Source organism: Vagococcus lutrae (assembly GCF_003987555.1).
GTDB lineage: Bacteria > Bacillota > Bacilli > Lactobacillales > Vagococcaceae > Vagococcus_A > Vagococcus_A lutrae.
On record NZ_NGJW01000008.1, the window covers coordinates 17,207 to 33,757 of the forward strand.

Here is a 16,551-nt window from a genome sequence, read left to right on the forward strand (position 1 = left end):
ATTCGTAAACTTGGAGGCTTACTTCTCATGAACACATCCAAAAAGTTTCACCGTTTTTCTCGGGAAGAATGGCAGGAGCTTTACCGCAATGGTATTCCCCCGCTCACGGAAGAGGAATTACAAGAAATCAAGAGTTTAAACGACCAAATATCTTTACAAGACGTACAAGATATTTATTTGCCACTGACACATTTAATTCGTGTCTATATGAAAGAATATGAATCTTTACAAGTCAGTAAAGGATTATTTATTCAATCATATCAAGGTGTCCCTCCTTACGTTATCGGCGTAGCAGGTAGTGTGGCCGTTGGAAAAAGCACGACCGCTCGCTTATTACAAATGATGTTGTCACGTCTTTTTAAACGACGTAATGTCCGTTTAATCACGACCGATGGCTTCTTATATCCTAACGCCGTCTTAGAAGAACGTGGTATCATGAGCCGCAAAGGATTCCCGGAAAGCTATGATATGGAACGCTTGATTGACTTTTTAGATGCGGTGAAAAGTGGCAAAGAACGTATCGACATTCCCGTCTATTCACATGAAAGCTACGATATCGTTCCCGACCAGATTGAAACGATTGTTGAACCAGACATTTTAATTGTCGAAGGGATTAACACGTTACAACTACCGGCAAACGAACAGATTTATGTGAGTGACTTCTTTGACTTCTCAGTCTACGTCGATGCCGACCCTGCGTTAATCGAAACATGGTATTTAGACCGTTTCGGCTCTCTCTTAGATACTGCCTTTCGTAATCCTGGAAACTTCTACTACCCGTATGCTATGGGACCTAGAGAAGAAGCCTTTGAAATGGCCCAACGTGTCTGGAAGACCGTGAACTTAAAAAACTTGGAAGAATATATCCTTCCAACCCGCAGCCGAGCTGATGTCATTCTCCGTAAAGAAGAACATCATCAAATCGCTGAAGTATTCTTACGTAAATATTAAAATTTTATAGAAAAAGGTGAAAAATGTGACAAAAGATATTGCATCTCTTGAAAAAATTATTGTCTTAGATTTCGGAAGCCAATATAACCAACTCATTACACGACGAATTCGTGAGTTTGGTGTTTTTTCAGAATTACTTAGCCACAAAACAACAGCCGCAGAAATCAAAGCGATGAACCCTAAAGGGATTATCTTCTCAGGTGGTCCCAATAGTGTCTACGCAGAAGATGCCTTTAAAGTTGACCCTGCTATTTTTGACTTAGGTGTGCCTGTTTTAGGCATTTGCTACGGTATGCAACTAATGACCGCTCAATTCAATGGAAAAGTAGAAGCCGCTTCTAAACGCGAGTACGGCCAAGCTTTTATTGATGTCAAAGAAAACAAAGATGGCTTATTCTCAGAGTTACCAACAAACCAGCAAGTCTGGATGAGTCATGGCGACTTAGTCACAGAAGTTCCTGAAGGTTTTGAAGTGACCGCAACAAGCACCGACTGCCCAATTGCAGCAATGGCTGATACAGCTCGTCAATTCTATGGCGTTCAATTCCACCCGGAAGTTCGTCACTCTGAATATGGTAATGACTTACTAAAAAACTTTGCTTTTGACGTTTGTGGCTGTAAAGGTGATTGGTCAATGGAAAGCTTCATTGATATCGAAATTGCTAAAATTCGTGAAACAGTCGGCGATAAAAAAGTACTCCTTGCCCTTTCTGGCGGTGTCGATTCAAGTGTTGTTGGCGTTCTTTTACAAAAAGCAATCGGCGACCAATTAACGTGTATCTTTGTCGACCACGGCTTGTTACGTAAAGATGAAGGCGACCAAGTTATGGATATGTTAAGTGGTAAATTTGGTTTAAATATCATCCGCGTTAACGCTCAAAAACGATTCTTAGACAAACTAGCTGGCGTTTCTGATCCTGAACAAAAACGTAAAATCATCGGTAACGAATTCATCTATGTTTTTGACGATGAAGCAGCTAAACTAGATGGTATCGAATTTTTAGCACAAGGAACTCTTTATACTGATGTTATTGAAAGTGGAACGGATACGGCAGAAGTGATTAAGTCTCATCACAATGTTGGTGGTTTACCTGAAGATATGGAGTTTCAACTAATCGAGCCTTTAAATACTTTGTTTAAAGATGAAGTTCGTGCTTTAGGTACTGAACTAGGCATGCCTGACCACATCGTTTGGCGTCAACCATTCCCAGGACCAGGTCTTGGTATTCGTGTATTAGGGGAAATCACGGAAGAAAAATTAGAAATTGTGCGCGAAAGTGACGCCATTTTACGTGAAGAAATTGCTAAAGCAGGTCTTGACCGTGATATTTGGCAATACTTTACCGTCCTACCAGGTATTCGTTCTGTTGGTGTCATGGGTGACGGTCGTACATACGACTACACTGTTGGTATACGTGCTATCACTTCTATTGACGGCATGACTGCTGACTTTGCTCGTATCGATTGGGATTTACTACAAAAAATCTCAGTTCGTATTGTTAACGAAGTCCCTCACGTTAACCGTATCGTGTATGATATTACAAGCAAGCCACCTGCAACAGTAGAGTGGGAATAAATAAACAAAAAAAGAGCACCCATTTTGGTCGCTCTTTTTCTTTATTCTCACACTATACTAATAACATATAAGGATTTTCTAAGTAGTCACAAACTTTTCCTAAGAATGCCGCGGCTGGCGCTCCGTCAATGACTTGATGGTCAATCGTCAAGCTTAAAGGTAATTCTTGAATTTCTGCTACTTCTTTTTGTTCTGTTAAAACTAAGCGACTAGTGGTTGCACCAATACCTAAGATTCCGACTTCAGGTGTATTTAAAATAGGCGTAAAATACTCAATACCTGCTTGTCCCAAGTTCGTTATCGTGAAGGTAGAACCACTATATAAGTCACCTGGCAACGTTCCATCCAATGCTTGTGAGGTCACTGTTGTAAAGGATTCTCCCAATTGTGAAAGTGATTGTTGTTGAACGTTTTGAATGACAGGCACTACTAAGCCATCTTCCACTGCTACCGCTACACCTACATGTATCGCGTCATGTAGTGTATGTGTGGTTTGATCATACCAAGCATTCATCTCAGGATAGTCTTGTAAAGCTAAGCTAATCGCTTTAATTAGTAGAGTATTAAGGCTAAATGTACTGCGTTTGACTTGTTCACCCGTTTTTACTTTCATCTCTTTTCTAAAAGCTAAGAGTGACGAAATATTCGCTTTACGGTGCAATGTTAATTGTGCACTTTGTTGTAAACTATGATGCATGCGTTTAGCAATAACTTTACGCATACCTTGTAATCCTTCTCCCACTTCAGTAACAGGAGCACTGGTGGCGGCTTTCACGGTTGGTTGATGTCGTTCAACGTCGCGGCGTGTAATACGACCATTACCACCTGTTCCAACGATTTCTGACAACTCATAACCTTTTTCTTCGGCAATTCTTCTAGCTAATGGTGTAACAAAGAGACGCTCTCCTGTTTGACGAGTTGATGGTGGATTGTTGTTCTCTGTTTCTGATACCGTTTTTGGTGTTTCAGGTTCTGGCTGTTCTACTGTCTGTTCTTCTTCCCCTGTAGGAACGAACTCCCCTTTTTCACCAATATAACCAATTACCGCCTGACACGGTACTTCGCCACCTTCTTCTACTGTAATGGCAATCAAATACCCATCTTCAGACGCTTCCACATCATGCGTCAATTTTTCTGAGCTAATTGAAACTAACGCTTCTCCTTTTTCCACTGAATCGCCAACCGCTTTATACCATTTATCAACCGTTCCTTCGGTCATTGTTAATCCTAATGTCGGCATTAAAATTGCTTCTGCCATATCTATCACCTACCTTTTATTTTAAGTCTTCTATTAGTTCGTTGGCTTCTTCTAATACACGTTCTTTACTTGGTAAATACAGTGCTTCTAAGTTTGCAGCAAATGGAACAGGTGTGTTAGGTGCGCACACACATTTAATCGGTCCATCTAGATAGTCAAATGCTTTATCTCCAACGACAGATGCAATGTCTGTTGCCGTATTATTATGTGGATTAGCTTCGTCAATGACAATTAAGCGGCCTGTTTTCTTCACTGAGTTGATAACCGTCTCTTGGTCCCAAGGTGCGACTGTGATTAAGTCTATAACTTCAACTGAAACGCCTGATTTTTCTAATTCTTCCGCAACTTCTAATGCTACATATAGCATCTTGCCAATTGTGACGATAGTAAGGTCGTTTCCTTCTCGTTTTACTTTTGCCTTACCAATCTCGACCGTGTAGTAATCTTCCGGCACTTCATCTTTAATACCGTAAAGTGTCTTATCTTCTGAAAAAATGACAATATTATCATCTTCTATGGCAGCAAGTAACAAACCTTTCGCGTCATACGGATTTGAAGGAACGACTACTTTTAATCCTGGAATAGAACCAAACATACCGTAATAAGAACCTGAGTGTTGAGCAGCGGCTGACGCTCCTGCTCCATGACATGTCCGCACAGTCATAGGTATCGTCGCTTTTCCTCCAAACATATAACGCATTTTAGATCCTTGAGATAACAACGTATCAAAACAGAAACCTAAGAAATCGTTAAACATTAACTCTGGAACGGGACGTAAACCTGTTGCAGCCGCTCCTACTGCCGCTCCCATGTACCCCATTTCTGAAATAGGGGTATCGATGACACGATCAAACCCGTGTTTTTCAACCAGTCCTTTCGTGACGCCGAAAACACCACCCCAAGCACCGCTTCCTTCTAAATGTTCAATTGTCGTACCACCTGCAATATCTTCCCCTAATAAAATGACACGCTCGTCTTTTTCCATTGCCATATCAAGGCCTTCATTAACTGCTTGCATAAAGGTTATTCTTCTACTCATTTTGGTCACTCCTTATCTTTATAATAGGTATTAAATCGAAACATCTTCAAATAATGCTTCAGGTTTTGGCACAGAGCTTTCTCGAGCAAACTGAACAGCTGCTTCGGTATCTTGACGAGATTGCTCTTCAATTTCTTTCGCTTTCTTTTCTGTTAGCCATTTATTTTTAATGGCTACTTCTCTAAAGTGAGTAATATTTTCAAAATCAGCGAATTCTTTCTCATCGCCTTCTTTTGCTTTATATTTTTGTTCATCTCCTTCAAAGTGCCCGTAATTACGATAAGTCACACATTCGATTAATGTCGGTCCTTCGCCTCGACGCGCACGTGCGATTGCTTCGCCTGCTGCTTCATATACTTCTACTAAGTCTTTACCGTTGACACGAACGCCAGGTATACCATAAGCGACACTTCGTTCAGCAATGGTTTTTGAGCCACATGAATACGTCATAGGTGTTGCTTCAGCAAATGAGTTATTCTCACAGACAAAGACGACTGGCAAGTCCCAAATCGCTGCCATGTTAATCCCTTCATGGAAAGTCCCCTCATTGGAAGCACCATCCCCAAAGAAACAAATAGCGACATCATCCGTCTTTAAGTATTTATTTCTTAAGCCGGCACCGACAGCAATTGGAAATCCTCCACCGACCATGCCGTTCGCTCCCAACATGCCTTTATCAATATCTGCGATGTGCATGGAGCCGCCTTTTCCTTTACAAAGACCTGTCTCTTTTCCAAATATTTCGGCCATCATTCCATTTAAGTCACAGCCTTTAGCAATACAGTGTCCGTGTCCTCTATGTGTACTGGTAATATAGTCGCTATCTGTTAAATGAGCACAGACTCCCGTTGCGACAGCTTCTTGACCTGCATACAAGTGAACAAATCCTGGTATTTCACCTGAAGTAAAGATGCGATGCACTTCATCTTCGAAGTTACGAATATCATGCATTGCTTTGTAAATCCATTCTGCTTTTTGTTTCGTCATTTTTTCCATTGTTGTTCCTCCTTATTCGATCATTTGATTTCCTAATTCGCCCATCATCTCAGACAAGGTAGGATGTGCAAATGTCATCTTTTCAATTTCTGCTAAGGTTCCTTCTGATTCTTTTACAGCTAAGATCGTGTGGATAAGTTCGGTTGCATTCGCTCCAACAATGACGGCTCCTAAAATTTCATCGTAACGTCGTTCAGAAATAATTTTAATGTAGCCCGTCGTTTCTTGTCCGGCAATCGCCCGACCATTGGCTGCATACGGTATTTTACCGACCTTCACATCATAGCCAGCTTCGGTTGCTTCTTGTTTGTTTAATCCAAAACTTGCAATTTCAGGATGGGTATACACACAACGTGGTATTTGTTCACGCAGTAGACGTCGTTCTTTTTTGCCAAACATATGACGGACGGCTTTTATTCCTTCTTTGCTAGCTGCATGCGCTAGCATATAGCTATCTACCATATCGCCAACCGCATAGATTGAGGGATTTGACGTTTGATAATAGTGATTGACTTTCACATATTTATCACGTTCCGTCGTTTCTAGGTGTAGTTGCTGCACTAATTCCAAATTCGCTTGGCGACCTGTCACCACTAATAACTCATCAAAGTTGAGGGACGCATCTGATAAATAAAGGGCCTTTTCTTTAACCTCTTTGATTGTCGCTTTTGTGATGACCGAGACAGATAATTCTTTCAACCGTTTTTTAATCAATGTTCTCGCTTCATCGTCTTCTGTCATTAAAATATCATCTGCTACTTCTACTATCGTGACCGATGTTCCCAGAGGTGCCATAGCAAAAGCTAATTCCACCCCTATCACTCCTCCTCCGATAATGATAAGGTTGTCTGGCTGTTTTTTTAACTCAAAGAATGTATCCGTCGTAAGATAAGAAGTCTCATCTAACCCTTTTATCGGCGGAACAAACGGACGACTTCCAGTCGCTAATAAGATGTACGATGCCTGTAAAACTTGCTCTCCCACTTGAACTTGATTCGTCTGTGGAATTTCTGCCTCCCCTTCGTAATAGTCAATCCCATGTTGTTTAAAAAGTGAGTGAATCCCTGTTTGAAGTTGCACTACAACATCGTCTTTTCGTTTAACTAGTTTTGAAAAATCAACGTCTATTTCTTTTGCGTTGATGCCAAACTGTCGTGCCGTTTGGATTTCTTCCATCCAGCTCGCATGTTTGAGGTAAGCTTTAGAAGGAATACACCCTACATTTAAACAGGTACCACCAATTGCTTTTCGCTCTACCACTGCTACTCTTTTGCCTAACTGACTTGCTTCAATCGCTGCCACATAGCCTCCAGGGCCTGCGCCTATCACGATCAAATCATACTGCTTCATTCCATCACCTTCCTTAATCTGTTCTTGCCTTACTATATGCAAATACCATGCCAATTAAGAAAACGCTTACTTTTACACGTTTTATCTTTTCACACATTTTAGCGTGCGACATTATTGCAACAGTTTGTTGCAACAACATGCAACAAAAAAAGACTAGGTTTCCCTAGTCTTTTGGTATCTCAATTTGATACTTATCTATTTTGCGATAAAGTGTACTTCTAGCAATATTTAATGCTTCAGCTGTCCGTGTCATGTGATAGTGATGCTTTTCTAGCGCGCGTTCTATCTGAGCTGGTTCACTTTCTGAATGGTTTTTAGGTTTTTCAAGTACAAGTGCTCCCATTGCAATCAACTCATGTACTTGTTGGCGATTTGGTGGCGTTGTTTCATAAAACAGAGATAAGCGATCTAAAAAATTGTGAAATTCGCGAATATTCCCTGTCCATTCATATTCTTTAGCAATGTCCAATACTCCCTCAATCCACTTTGGATACCATTGATGCTGAACGCAATAATGATGTGTTAATACACTGATATCCTCTTGTCGTTCTCTGAGTGGTGGCAGAGAAAGTGGAATAACATATAGACGATAAAATAAGTCTTCACGAAATTTTCCAGCTATTACTTGTTCTTTTAAATCACGGTTACTAGCCGTTACTAATCGAAAATCGACAGACACTTCTTCTGTCCCACCTATTGGCATGATTCTTTTTTCTTCTAATACACGTAACAAAGAAACTTGCATGCGTGGTGACATACTATCAATCTCATCTAAAAACAGCGTTCCACCCTTTACTTGTTCAAATTTTCCTTGATGACCTTTTGCTTGCGCACCAGTAAATGAGCCGGGCGCATATCCGAACAGCTCACTCTCTAATAAGTTCTCACTTAAAGCCCCACAATTAATGGCTAACATCTTTTCATCTTTTCGGCGACTATTGTAATGAATCGTCTTAGCAGAAACTTCTTTCCCTGTTCCCGTCTCACCATATATGTGTATCGGCAAATCAGAGTCCGCTGCCCTCAATAACTGCTTTAAAAATGTCTGATAGGCACTATTTTTCGATTCAATCCCAAATGAAACATATGATGTCGTAATTCCTGAAGAGCGATAGTGATAAAAATACCCTACCACTTCTCGCCCCTCTCTAACGTCCATTTTCTGATATGTTTCTGGATGTTTGGTCATAAATCGAGAAATATCCTTTCCTTGCCAGTGTTTTTCATCCACACTGAACTCCTTAGATACCGCTATTACTTGACCGTGTTTATTACAAAGTACCCCTTGCTCAAACGGCTCTGATAACAACTGCATTAAATAGTGTTTCTGTTCAGTATAGTAATCGATTGTTAGCTGGTCTTGTACGTTTTGGGCAATCATTTGTAATGCCATTAACGTGTAAGTGGTCTCCTGTAACTGTTCATTGGTAGAGATATTTAGACATGCAATAACATTTCCTTCATCGTTTAAAATAGGCGTAGACGTACAGGTAAAAGGGTGTGAGGCTTTTGAAAAATGCTCAAAACGCTCGACAGTCACACCTTGTAATGTTCGCAAAGCAATACCTATCGCATTAGTCCCTACTGCTTTTTCCGTCCAAATATTTCCCTCTAAAAAATGAATATCATTGGCTGAGTGACGAGTTTCGGTATGTCCTTCGCGCCAAATCACGACGCCATTTTTATCCGTTAAAATAAATAAGGGCTTTTTTACATCAAAAAAATGTTGGAGACGTGCGATTTCACTTTCTACCAACCGAATGACACGTTGCAATTCACTTTTCGTTTCTTTAAGTCTTTCTAAACTAACACGTTGAATTCCTTTATCTTGATAAGGGTTTACTTTGTTCGTTGTACAATAGCGCCACGATTCGACAATATGTTCAGGTAAGTTCAGTTGCGTGGACTCATTTGAGAGGATAAATGACTGCCACATGTCTTTTGTAGTCAACATTTCAAGCACCTTCCTAAAGGGGTTATTTTCTTTAGTATAACACTTTTTCACAATTTAAGGAATACGCTTACATAAACAATAATGTTTTTATGAGAGATTACTCATTGTTATTTTCACAAGTTTTTTTCTTCACATAATGTTTTTGCACTGATACTGATCAGCTCCTATTCCCCCTCGACATACCTTTTACAACAGTGATGCTACTATTGAGACACAAAAAACCCTTCTGTCATTCATTAAAGATACGTTATATTGATAAACTTTACACAAAACGTATGATTTGCATAATAAAATAACAATTGTTACAGTTAAATTGTAAGACAAAAAGAACACAAGGAGGAAAACAAATGAGACAAAATTTTAGAAGTTATTTAGGTGCTGACGAACGAGAAGCTGGTTACAACTTGTCTTGGGGTTCCGTGATTGCAGGTGTGGTGACCTTCATCGCATTGTTCTTTACTCTTTCACTTATAGGTTCTGCTATTGGTTTTGGAGTAGCCGATCCAACCTCTAATAATCCATTAGATGGCGTAGGTACCGGTTTAATGATTTGGACAATTATTACGCTTGCCTTATCTTTTCTAGGTGCTGGCTTTATTTCAGGTGTAACCGCAAGACGTGTTGGCTTAGTTCATGGCTTTTTAACATGGGGATCTAGTGTTATCGTAATGATATTATTATTTTCTTATTTAACAGTGGGGGCTTTCTCAGCTGTCGGATCTATGTTAGGAAATGTTACTTCAGCTATTGGTAGCGGTGTTGAAACTGTCGCTTCTGGCTCAGCAGATGCGATATCAAAATCATTTGATAAAATAACAGATGGAATGGGAGACGTTGATACTAAGGAATTAGAACAAAACGTTAACGATGTTTTAAAAGACACGCAAATACCTGAGTTACAACCTGATTATTTGAAAAATGAGCTTTCAGCTGCCACAGATGATGTTACAGCAGCCGGAAAAGAACTAGCACTTCACCCAGAAAACTCAGACAAAATCATTGATGATTTATCTAGCAAGTTAGAAGACCGTGCTCAAACAATTGGTGATGCGATTGATGAACAAGCTATTGCTAATGAAGTTGCGGCTAATACAGACTTATCCCAAGCCGAAGCTGAACAAGCTACCAAAAATATTACGGATGGCTTAAACAAAGCGGTAGATGAAACACAAACTCAACTTAAAAATGCTGGTGAAAACATTAAACAAGCTAAACAAGATTTAGATAAAACTATTAAAGACGCTCGTGAAACAGCTGATGATGCAACCAATGCCACAGCAAAAGCTTCTATTTGGGGCTTTATCGCCATGGTTATTAGCTTAGTTATTGCTTCATACGGCGGTTTACTAGGTGCTAACTTTGTTAAAGATTCACGCTACGAAAATGAAATGTAAACAGATAACGTTTAAAAAAGCCCTCAAAATTGAGGGCTTTTTTTACGAAGCTGAACGATTCACCTTATTCCGTTTAGCTTTATGTGCTTTTATAATCTTAAGTGCTCGCTTTCTCGTCTTGATATTAGGACTCTTTAAACGACGATAAGCACTTGAAATATCTTGCTTCTCCATATTGTTAATCCTTTCTACCAGCTTGCTTTTTTTATACCCGGTATATGACCTTTCAACGCCTCTTCTCTAAAACGAATGCGTGATAGGCCAAACTTGCCCATATATCCTCTAGGGCGACCATCAATCTTATCTCTTTTTCTCAAACGATTCGGATTAGAATCTCTTGGAAGTTTTCTTAATCCTTCATAATCTCCTGCTGCTTTTAACGCTTTGCGTTTCTCAGCATAGGATGCAATCAGTTGTTCTTGACGTTGATATTTTGCTATTTTCGATTTTTTTGCCATAATAATCCTTTCTTTTTATAAAGCGTAACGGTTACGTTTTAAATATTATCAAAAAAAAGACGATTAAGCAAGTCTTTAATTTATAAAAATTCCACCTCTTTTTGTTGCAGTTATGTTACAAATACGTTACAATATTGACAAATATGATAGAAAAGGATTCTGATACTTACTATGAAGAAAAAAATCATTTCTCTAATTCTTATTATGACATTATTAGGTGCTTATGGACGTTTCTTCGTTAAGAACCAAGAGAAAAAAGCGCGTCTCCATTATAAAGAGCAAGAAGAAACGTTAGTAAACAATCTTATAGAAAAACATCCAAATCAAACTTTCGTATCCGAAAAAATGAAACATGGTGAAATTATTCAATTTATTCCTCATACATCGGAAAAAGAACCGATTTCTTTCTACGAGGATACGATGGCTAAGGTATCTGGAGAATTAAAGTCAACGACTAAAGACGATGTTAAACACGTACTTTCAGTCGAGCAAGAACCGCTGCAAGATAATGTAGAAAAGGCAACATTTAAACATCAATTATTCACTTGGAATAAGCATCAAGAACAGTGGGAAGAAAAACAGAACGAAGCTGTTTCCTCTCATATTTTAGAGAGTCGGTCGCATAGTCCCTTAACGTTAGGACATCTCTTCCAAAATCAGAAAAATTTGATTAAAGTAAATGAACTTATACAAAGCGATTTGTTGCATCATAAAAAAGAACAATCAGTTAAACCTATCCTTTCATTGCCATTATTATCTACGGAAGAGACTAACTTTACATACGATAAAAATCATGTCGTCATTAATTTTCCTAAAAACGAGTTAGGCTTAAGTCAGTATCAAGTGGATTATCAAGACGTTGGTGATTTATTAAATCCAGAATACGTTGACAGTGCCTATATTAAGCCTGCTACTGAGGTCGATGTCCCTGTTTTAGACACTAAATCTGTCGCTCTTACTTTCGACGACGGCCCGAACGATTCAACCACATTAAAAATTCTGAATACATTAAAAAATGAAAATGTTCCAGCTACCTTCTTTATGCTAGGAACTCAAGCAGAAAGATATCCAAATGTCGTAAAGAAAATTGCTGACGAAGGACATGAACTAGCTAATCATTCTTATAATCATCCTGACTTGACCACTTTACCAGCTGAACAAGTACGCGAACAGATCATTAATACCCAAGTTGCGATTTATGAAGCGTCTGGTGTCTTACCAAAATACGTGCGTCCACCATACGGTAGTGTTAATTATGAAACGGCGGTCGCTATTGGAAAACCAATTATGAATTGGTCAGTTGACTCACTTGACTGGAAAGCTAAAGATAAGAAAAAGATTATCGAAGACGTTAAAACTTCAACACACAATCAAGGGATTATTTTAATGCATGATATTCATGAACAAAGCGCGGAAGCTTTACCTGATATTATTACTGAGTTAAAAAAACAAGGATATCAATTTAAAACTGTCTCGGAGCTAGTCAATCAGTCCGAACCGCTTACGGTTTATTATTCTTCTATGGATCAACGTGAGCTATCTCCTTCATAATAAAATAAAAAAAGCTCGTTACGTTTCGATACGTAACGAGCTTTTTATTATAATCCTAAATAAGGTGCTGGATTCACAAATCCTGACCAATACGGTGTAGACGCCATTCCAAAGTGCAAGTGAACGCCAGTCGAGTTCCCTGTTGTTCCCATCAGCCCAATCACTGTTCCAGCTGAAACAGATTGTCCTGATGACGCCATGATTTGATTTAAATGTAGGTAATAAGTATACATACCATTATCATGTTTAATAATGACATAGTTTCCTGCGCTACCATCAAATCCAGTCATTACAACTGAACCTCCACGTGCAGCAAAAACGCTTTGATTCATACTTCCAGCAAAATCGATACCATCATGATACGTTCCAGCTGTTCCCGTTGGATCAACTCGTGGTCCAAATGGGCTTGTAACGACTAAGCTTGATAACGGTGATTGATAACCATTACCCGTAGACGGTGCTGGGCTTGGAGCTGGTGTAGATTCTGGCGCCGCTGGTTTTGATTGAGGTGCTGATTCTACTACAGTGTTATTTGACACTGGTGTTGTCTCTGGTGCAACACTTGTTTGTTTTTGTGCCTGTGCTTGTTGTGCAGCTAATGCAGCCGCTTGTTTTTCTGCTTCTGCTCGCGCTTGTGCTTCTTTTGCTTGTCGTTCTCTTTCAAGACGCTCAGCTTCGCGTTTACGCGCTTCGGCTTCTTCTTTTTCTTTTAACAACGCCGCTTTTTTAGACTCTTCATTAGTTAAGCTCGCTGCTACTTCTTTTGCTAAAATAGCTTGGTCATAACGTTTTTCAGTTAAAGACTCTTGTTTACGATTTAGCTCAGCTTGCTTTTGATTAACCGTTTCAATCTTTTCTTCGATTTCTGCTTCTTTTTGTTCCAAAGCTTCTTGGTCACGTTTTTGGTCTTCGACGATTTCTTTGTTAACGTTTAAGACTTTCATATAAGCAAGTGATGCTGTCACCGCATCTGAAATATTATCTGCTTCAAAAACAGCGTTAATCAGACTTGATCCGACATCGCTAACCTGTGCAGAACGTGCTTGATCTTTAATACGTTCCGTTCTTTTTTCAATTGCTGCTTCCAACTGAGCAATTTCTTCACGCAATGTGTTGATTTCTTTTTCTAATTTTACTTTTTCAGCTAGTACTTGTGAGATTTCATTTTCTAAATGACTGATTTCACTGTCTAGTTGCTGTAATTCACGTTCAGCTGCTGATTTTTGATTTTTTAATTCTGTTATTTTATTAGTTGATTCATTAATTTTAGTATCAATGTTATCTGCCGCTACTGTTAAAGGAGTTAATGCTGTAATTGACACTGCAGTAAATAACGCGATATATTTCTTCATAGTTAGCTATACCTCTTCTTTTCCTTTTATTCGACACTAACTACTATATCACGTCCACTACTTCACCAAGTTACATTCAGATTACATTTTTTTGTTATTTTTAACACTTTGTAACATCTTGTTTTATATGTCCGTTAAAAACCATTATTTTTAGAAACTTCATTAAACCAATATCCAGACTTTTTAATCGTGCGTTGACCGTTATTTTCTAAATCAACTGAAATAAAACCGTAACGATTTTTATACGCATTCATCCAAGACCAGTTATCCATGCACGTCCACATGTGATAGCCTTTGCACGCACTTCCTTCTTGTATTGCTTGATGAACATATCGCAGATGTTCACTAACAAATTCAATACGGTAATCATCTTCTATCTCGCCTTTTTCATTAATAAAACGTTCTTCGTTTTCCACTCCCATACCGTTTTCAGAAATGTAACAAGGGATGTTTCCATAATGATCTCGTAAGTTAATTAATATATCATAAATACCTTTTTCATAAATTTCCCAACCACGATAGGGATTCATTTTTTTACCAGGCATGTCGTACATATCAAAAAAATCATCCGGCATAGGTGTCTTATCATTCGTCACAGGAGATTCTTTTTTCTTTATACGTCTCGGCTGATAATAATTAATCCCTAATAGGTCGATCGTATTTTCTTTTATCACAGTCAGCTCATCTGCGGTGTAGTCTGGTAATATATCTAATTCTTTAATAATAGATATTAAATCTTGTGGATATTCTCCTTTAATCGCAGGCTCTAAGAAAGAACGATTGAAAAAAGCATCGGCAATAGAAGCTGCTTTCACATCTTCTGGATCTTCTGGATTACGTGGATAGCTCGGGGTTAGATTTAAAATAATCCCGATTTCCCCCTCACAGGATAACTGACGAAAACGTTCAATGGCTTTGGCACTTGCCAACGCTTCATGATAAGCAACTTGCACGGCTTCTTTCATATTAACGTGATTTGGATAGTGAAATTGATATAAATAGCCACCCTCTACAGGAACAATTGGTTCATTATGAGTGAACCATTTCGTCACCTTATCACCAAATAATTTAAAGCAAGTTTCTGCATAATTTGCATAGGCTTCTACGGTTTCTTTATTGAGCCAACCGCCTTTTTCCTGTAAAGCCATAGGCATGTCAAAGTGATATAAGTTAACAAATGGTTCAATATCGTTTGCAAGCAACTCATTGAAATAATCACGATAAAATGCTATTGCTTTTGGATTTGGTTCGCCAGTTCCTTCTGGGAAAAGTCTGCTCCACTGTATCGATGTGCGAAATGTATTATGTCCAGTTTGTTTCATTAATTGGATATCTTCTTTGTAATAGGATAAAACATTGGAAGTTATTTCTGGTCCGACTTGGTTGAAAAATTTTTCTGGTTCTTGTTGATACCAATAATCCCAAATACTATCTCCTTTGCCGTCACCTTCATGTCGACCTTCAGTTTGAGGACCACTTGCCGCAGACCCCCACCAAAAATCTTTCGGAAATTGATACGTTGTCATGTTCATCATCCTTTCTATACGATTATCATAAACCACATTTATAAAAAGAGCAATCTTTCAATAATAAAAGACTAGTCTTTTTATCAACTTGTCTATTCTTTTATTTTTAGCTATACTTTGGAAGAGGTGATTTCATTGACAAAGTACGAACAAATCGCTGATATTATCCGCGAACGAATCAAAAAGAATGAGTATCCTGTTCACTCACAATTACCGAAACAAAGTTTATTAGCGGAAGAATTTTCTGCAAGTAGAGAAACGATTAAAAAAGCGATAGACCTTCTTACGATGGAAGGCCTTGTTTACGCTCAGCGTGGTTCTGGAACGGTCGTTTTAAATCGACCATTTTCTCAAAAAGAAGCATCACCTGCTACAGAGTATTACGGGTTAACGGCGCTTATGGAAAAAGAAGAACGTTCGGTCGATAGTGATATTATTTTATTTGATGTCACATTTCCTAATCAACACATTCAAGAAAAACTACACATCACATCCACTCAAGCCGTTTATCACATCATTCGCTTACGTCGTGTAGATAATCAACCCTACATCTTAGAACATATTTATATGCCCGTTCACTTAGTGCCACATTTAACAGAAGACATTTTAAAACAATCTATTTATGACTATCTGAAAAACGAGTTAGACTTAAAATTTGCAGGTGCCTACCGCATGATTCAAGCAGATAAAAGTGACTCGTTTGATCAAAGCTATCTAAATTGCGAGGTAACCGACCCTATTTTAGAAGTGGAACAAGTTGTCTACTTGAAAAACGGACAATTACTCGAGTATTCTCGCAGCCGCAATCGCTTTGATGTGCGTGGCTATTCTGTCTTAGACTTACAATAAAAACAGTTGGTCTCTAAAAAAGAGAAGGTATAATTTAGGCTCTATAATTTAAAGGACTGATGAATCAAATAAATGATTCATCAGCCCTTTTTTAATTTTCTTAATTTTAGGTATTAAAAAGCATACCGTTCTCCTATATGATTAATTTACTATAAAAACAAACAGGAGACGATATGCTCATTTCAAACGATATCAATCTTTGCTCAAGTTAAACGATTAGTCACAGATATGAATGTGGGTTACTTCCACTTCACCAGTAATGTCTTCCTGTCAGCAAAGGTTTATATCGATTGCTTT

At 38.6% G+C, this 16,551-nt stretch carries 14 protein-coding genes; 5 read left to right on the forward strand and 9 right to left on the reverse strand.

Going from position 1 to position 16,551, the window contains the following annotated elements; genetic code table 11:
- Positions 1-27 precede the first annotated feature (27 nt).
- A complete protein-coding gene (gene coaA / locus CBF33_RS06630) occupies positions 28-951 on the forward strand; it encodes a type I pantothenate kinase (RefSeq protein ID WP_023606548.1) in 924 nt (307 codons plus the stop codon).
- Positions 952-967: 16 nt separating this feature from the next.
- The gene (guaA, locus tag CBF33_RS06635; RefSeq protein ID WP_126762692.1) at positions 968-2,527 is read left to right on the forward strand and encodes a glutamine-hydrolyzing GMP synthase; all 1,560 of its coding nucleotides are present in this window, start codon (positions 968-970) and stop codon (positions 2,525-2,527) included.
- Between the two features lie 52 nt (positions 2,528-2,579).
- Here the strand turns inward: guaA and CBF33_RS06640 are convergent, their stop codons facing one another.
- The 5 genes from CBF33_RS06640 to CBF33_RS06655 all read right to left on the reverse strand — a co-directional run bounded on the left by CBF33_RS06640 (position 2,580) and on the right by CBF33_RS06655 (position 9,124).
- A complete protein-coding gene (locus CBF33_RS06640) occupies positions 2,580-3,785 on the reverse strand; it encodes a dihydrolipoamide acetyltransferase family protein (RefSeq protein WP_126762694.1) in 1,206 nt (401 codons plus the stop codon).
- A 16-nt stretch (positions 3,786-3,801) separates the two neighbouring features.
- Positions 3,802-4,824, reverse strand: coding sequence for an alpha-ketoacid dehydrogenase subunit beta (locus CBF33_RS06645; protein ID WP_126762696.1), 1,023 nt, complete (start codon positions 4,822-4,824; stop codon positions 3,802-3,804).
- A 30-nt stretch (positions 4,825-4,854) separates the two neighbouring features.
- Complete coding sequence (locus CBF33_RS09590; protein WP_023606556.1) at positions 4,855-5,820, reverse strand: thiamine pyrophosphate-dependent dehydrogenase E1 component subunit alpha; 966 nt, start codon at positions 5,818-5,820, stop codon at positions 4,855-4,857.
- 12 nt (positions 5,821-5,832) lie between these two features.
- On the reverse strand, positions 5,833-7,170 hold the full coding sequence (gene lpdA / locus CBF33_RS09595; protein WP_211329531.1) for a dihydrolipoyl dehydrogenase: 1,338 nt from the start codon (positions 7,168-7,170) through the stop codon (positions 5,833-5,835).
- A gap of 163 nt (positions 7,171-7,333) precedes the next feature.
- Complete coding sequence (locus CBF33_RS06655) at positions 7,334-9,124, reverse strand: sigma-54-dependent Fis family transcriptional regulator (RefSeq protein ID WP_126762698.1); 1,791 nt, start codon at positions 9,122-9,124, stop codon at positions 7,334-7,336.
- A gap of 347 nt (positions 9,125-9,471) precedes the next feature.
- Between CBF33_RS06655 and CBF33_RS06660 the strand changes: the two genes are divergently transcribed.
- Complete coding sequence (locus CBF33_RS06660) at positions 9,472-10,518, forward strand: MATE family efflux transporter (protein ID WP_126762701.1); 1,047 nt, start codon at positions 9,472-9,474, stop codon at positions 10,516-10,518.
- Positions 10,519-10,560: 42 nt separating this feature from the next.
- On the opposite strand, the gene CBF33_RS09565 is transcribed toward CBF33_RS06660, so the two are convergent.
- Both CBF33_RS09565 and rpsN read right to left on the reverse strand, forming a co-directional pair.
- Positions 10,561-10,692, reverse strand: coding sequence for a putative metal homeostasis protein (locus CBF33_RS09565; RefSeq protein ID WP_170167764.1), 132 nt, complete (start codon positions 10,690-10,692; stop codon positions 10,561-10,563).
- Positions 10,693-10,706: 14 nt separating this feature from the next.
- Complete coding sequence (gene rpsN, locus CBF33_RS06665; RefSeq protein ID WP_126762703.1) at positions 10,707-10,976, reverse strand: 30S ribosomal protein S14; 270 nt, start codon at positions 10,974-10,976, stop codon at positions 10,707-10,709.
- Between the two features lie 171 nt (positions 10,977-11,147).
- Between rpsN and CBF33_RS06670 the strand changes: the two genes are divergently transcribed.
- A complete protein-coding gene (locus CBF33_RS06670; protein ID WP_126762705.1) occupies positions 11,148-12,527 on the forward strand; it encodes a polysaccharide deacetylase family protein in 1,380 nt (459 codons plus the stop codon).
- 47 nt (positions 12,528-12,574) lie between these two features.
- On the opposite strand, the gene CBF33_RS06675 is transcribed toward CBF33_RS06670, so the two are convergent.
- Positions 12,575-13,879 carry a murein hydrolase activator EnvC family protein gene (locus tag CBF33_RS06675; protein WP_126762708.1) on the reverse strand — a complete coding sequence of 435 codons (1,305 nt, stop codon included), beginning with the start codon at positions 13,877-13,879 and terminating at the stop codon, positions 12,575-12,577.
- Positions 13,880-14,013: 134 nt separating this feature from the next.
- Entirely contained in the window at positions 14,014-15,405 is a 1,392-nt protein-coding gene (locus tag CBF33_RS06680) for a glycoside hydrolase family 1 protein (RefSeq protein WP_126762710.1), read from the reverse strand.
- A 135-nt stretch (positions 15,406-15,540) separates the two neighbouring features.
- Between CBF33_RS06680 and CBF33_RS06685 the strand changes: the two genes are divergently transcribed.
- Positions 15,541-16,254, forward strand: a complete 714-nt coding sequence (locus CBF33_RS06685; RefSeq protein ID WP_126762712.1) for a GntR family transcriptional regulator — start codon at positions 15,541-15,543, stop codon at positions 16,252-16,254.
- Positions 16,255-16,551 lie beyond the last annotated feature (297 nt).

Bases quoted from the DNA above. Each gene is read 5' to 3' on its own strand.
- coaA (WP_023606548.1), top strand. From the start codon at position 28: ATGAACACATCCAAAAAGTTTCACCGTTTTTCTCGGGAAGAATGGCAG.
- CBF33_RS06640 (WP_126762694.1), bottom strand. From the start codon at position 3,785: ATGGCAGAAGCAATTTTAATGCCGACATTAGGATTAACAATGACCGAA.
- CBF33_RS06645 (WP_126762696.1), bottom strand. From the start codon at position 4,824: ATGAGTAGAAGAATAACCTTTATGCAAGCAGTTAATGAAGGCCTTGAT.
- CBF33_RS09590 (WP_023606556.1), bottom strand. From the start codon at position 5,820: ATGGAAAAAATGACGAAACAAAAAGCAGAATGGATTTACAAAGCAATG.
- lpdA (WP_211329531.1), bottom strand. From the start codon at position 7,170: ATGAAGCAGTATGATTTGATCGTGATAGGCGCAGGCCCTGGAGGCTAT.
- CBF33_RS06655 (WP_126762698.1), bottom strand. From the start codon at position 9,124: ATGTTGACTACAAAAGACATGTGGCAGTCATTTATCCTCTCAAATGAG.
- CBF33_RS06660 (WP_126762701.1), top strand. From the start codon at position 9,472: ATGAGACAAAATTTTAGAAGTTATTTAGGTGCTGACGAACGAGAAGCT.
- CBF33_RS09565 (WP_170167764.1), bottom strand. From the start codon at position 10,692: ATGGAGAAGCAAGATATTTCAAGTGCTTATCGTCGTTTAAAGAGTCCT.
- rpsN (WP_126762703.1), bottom strand. From the start codon at position 10,976: ATGGCAAAAAAATCGAAAATAGCAAAATATCAACGTCAAGAACAACTG.
- CBF33_RS06670 (WP_126762705.1), top strand. From the start codon at position 11,148: ATGAAGAAAAAAATCATTTCTCTAATTCTTATTATGACATTATTAGGT.
- CBF33_RS06675 (WP_126762708.1), bottom strand. From the start codon at position 13,879: ATGAAGAAATATATCGCGTTATTTACTGCAGTGTCAATTACAGCATTA.
- CBF33_RS06680 (WP_126762710.1), bottom strand. From the start codon at position 15,405: ATGACAACGTATCAATTTCCGAAAGATTTTTGGTGGGGGTCTGCGGCA.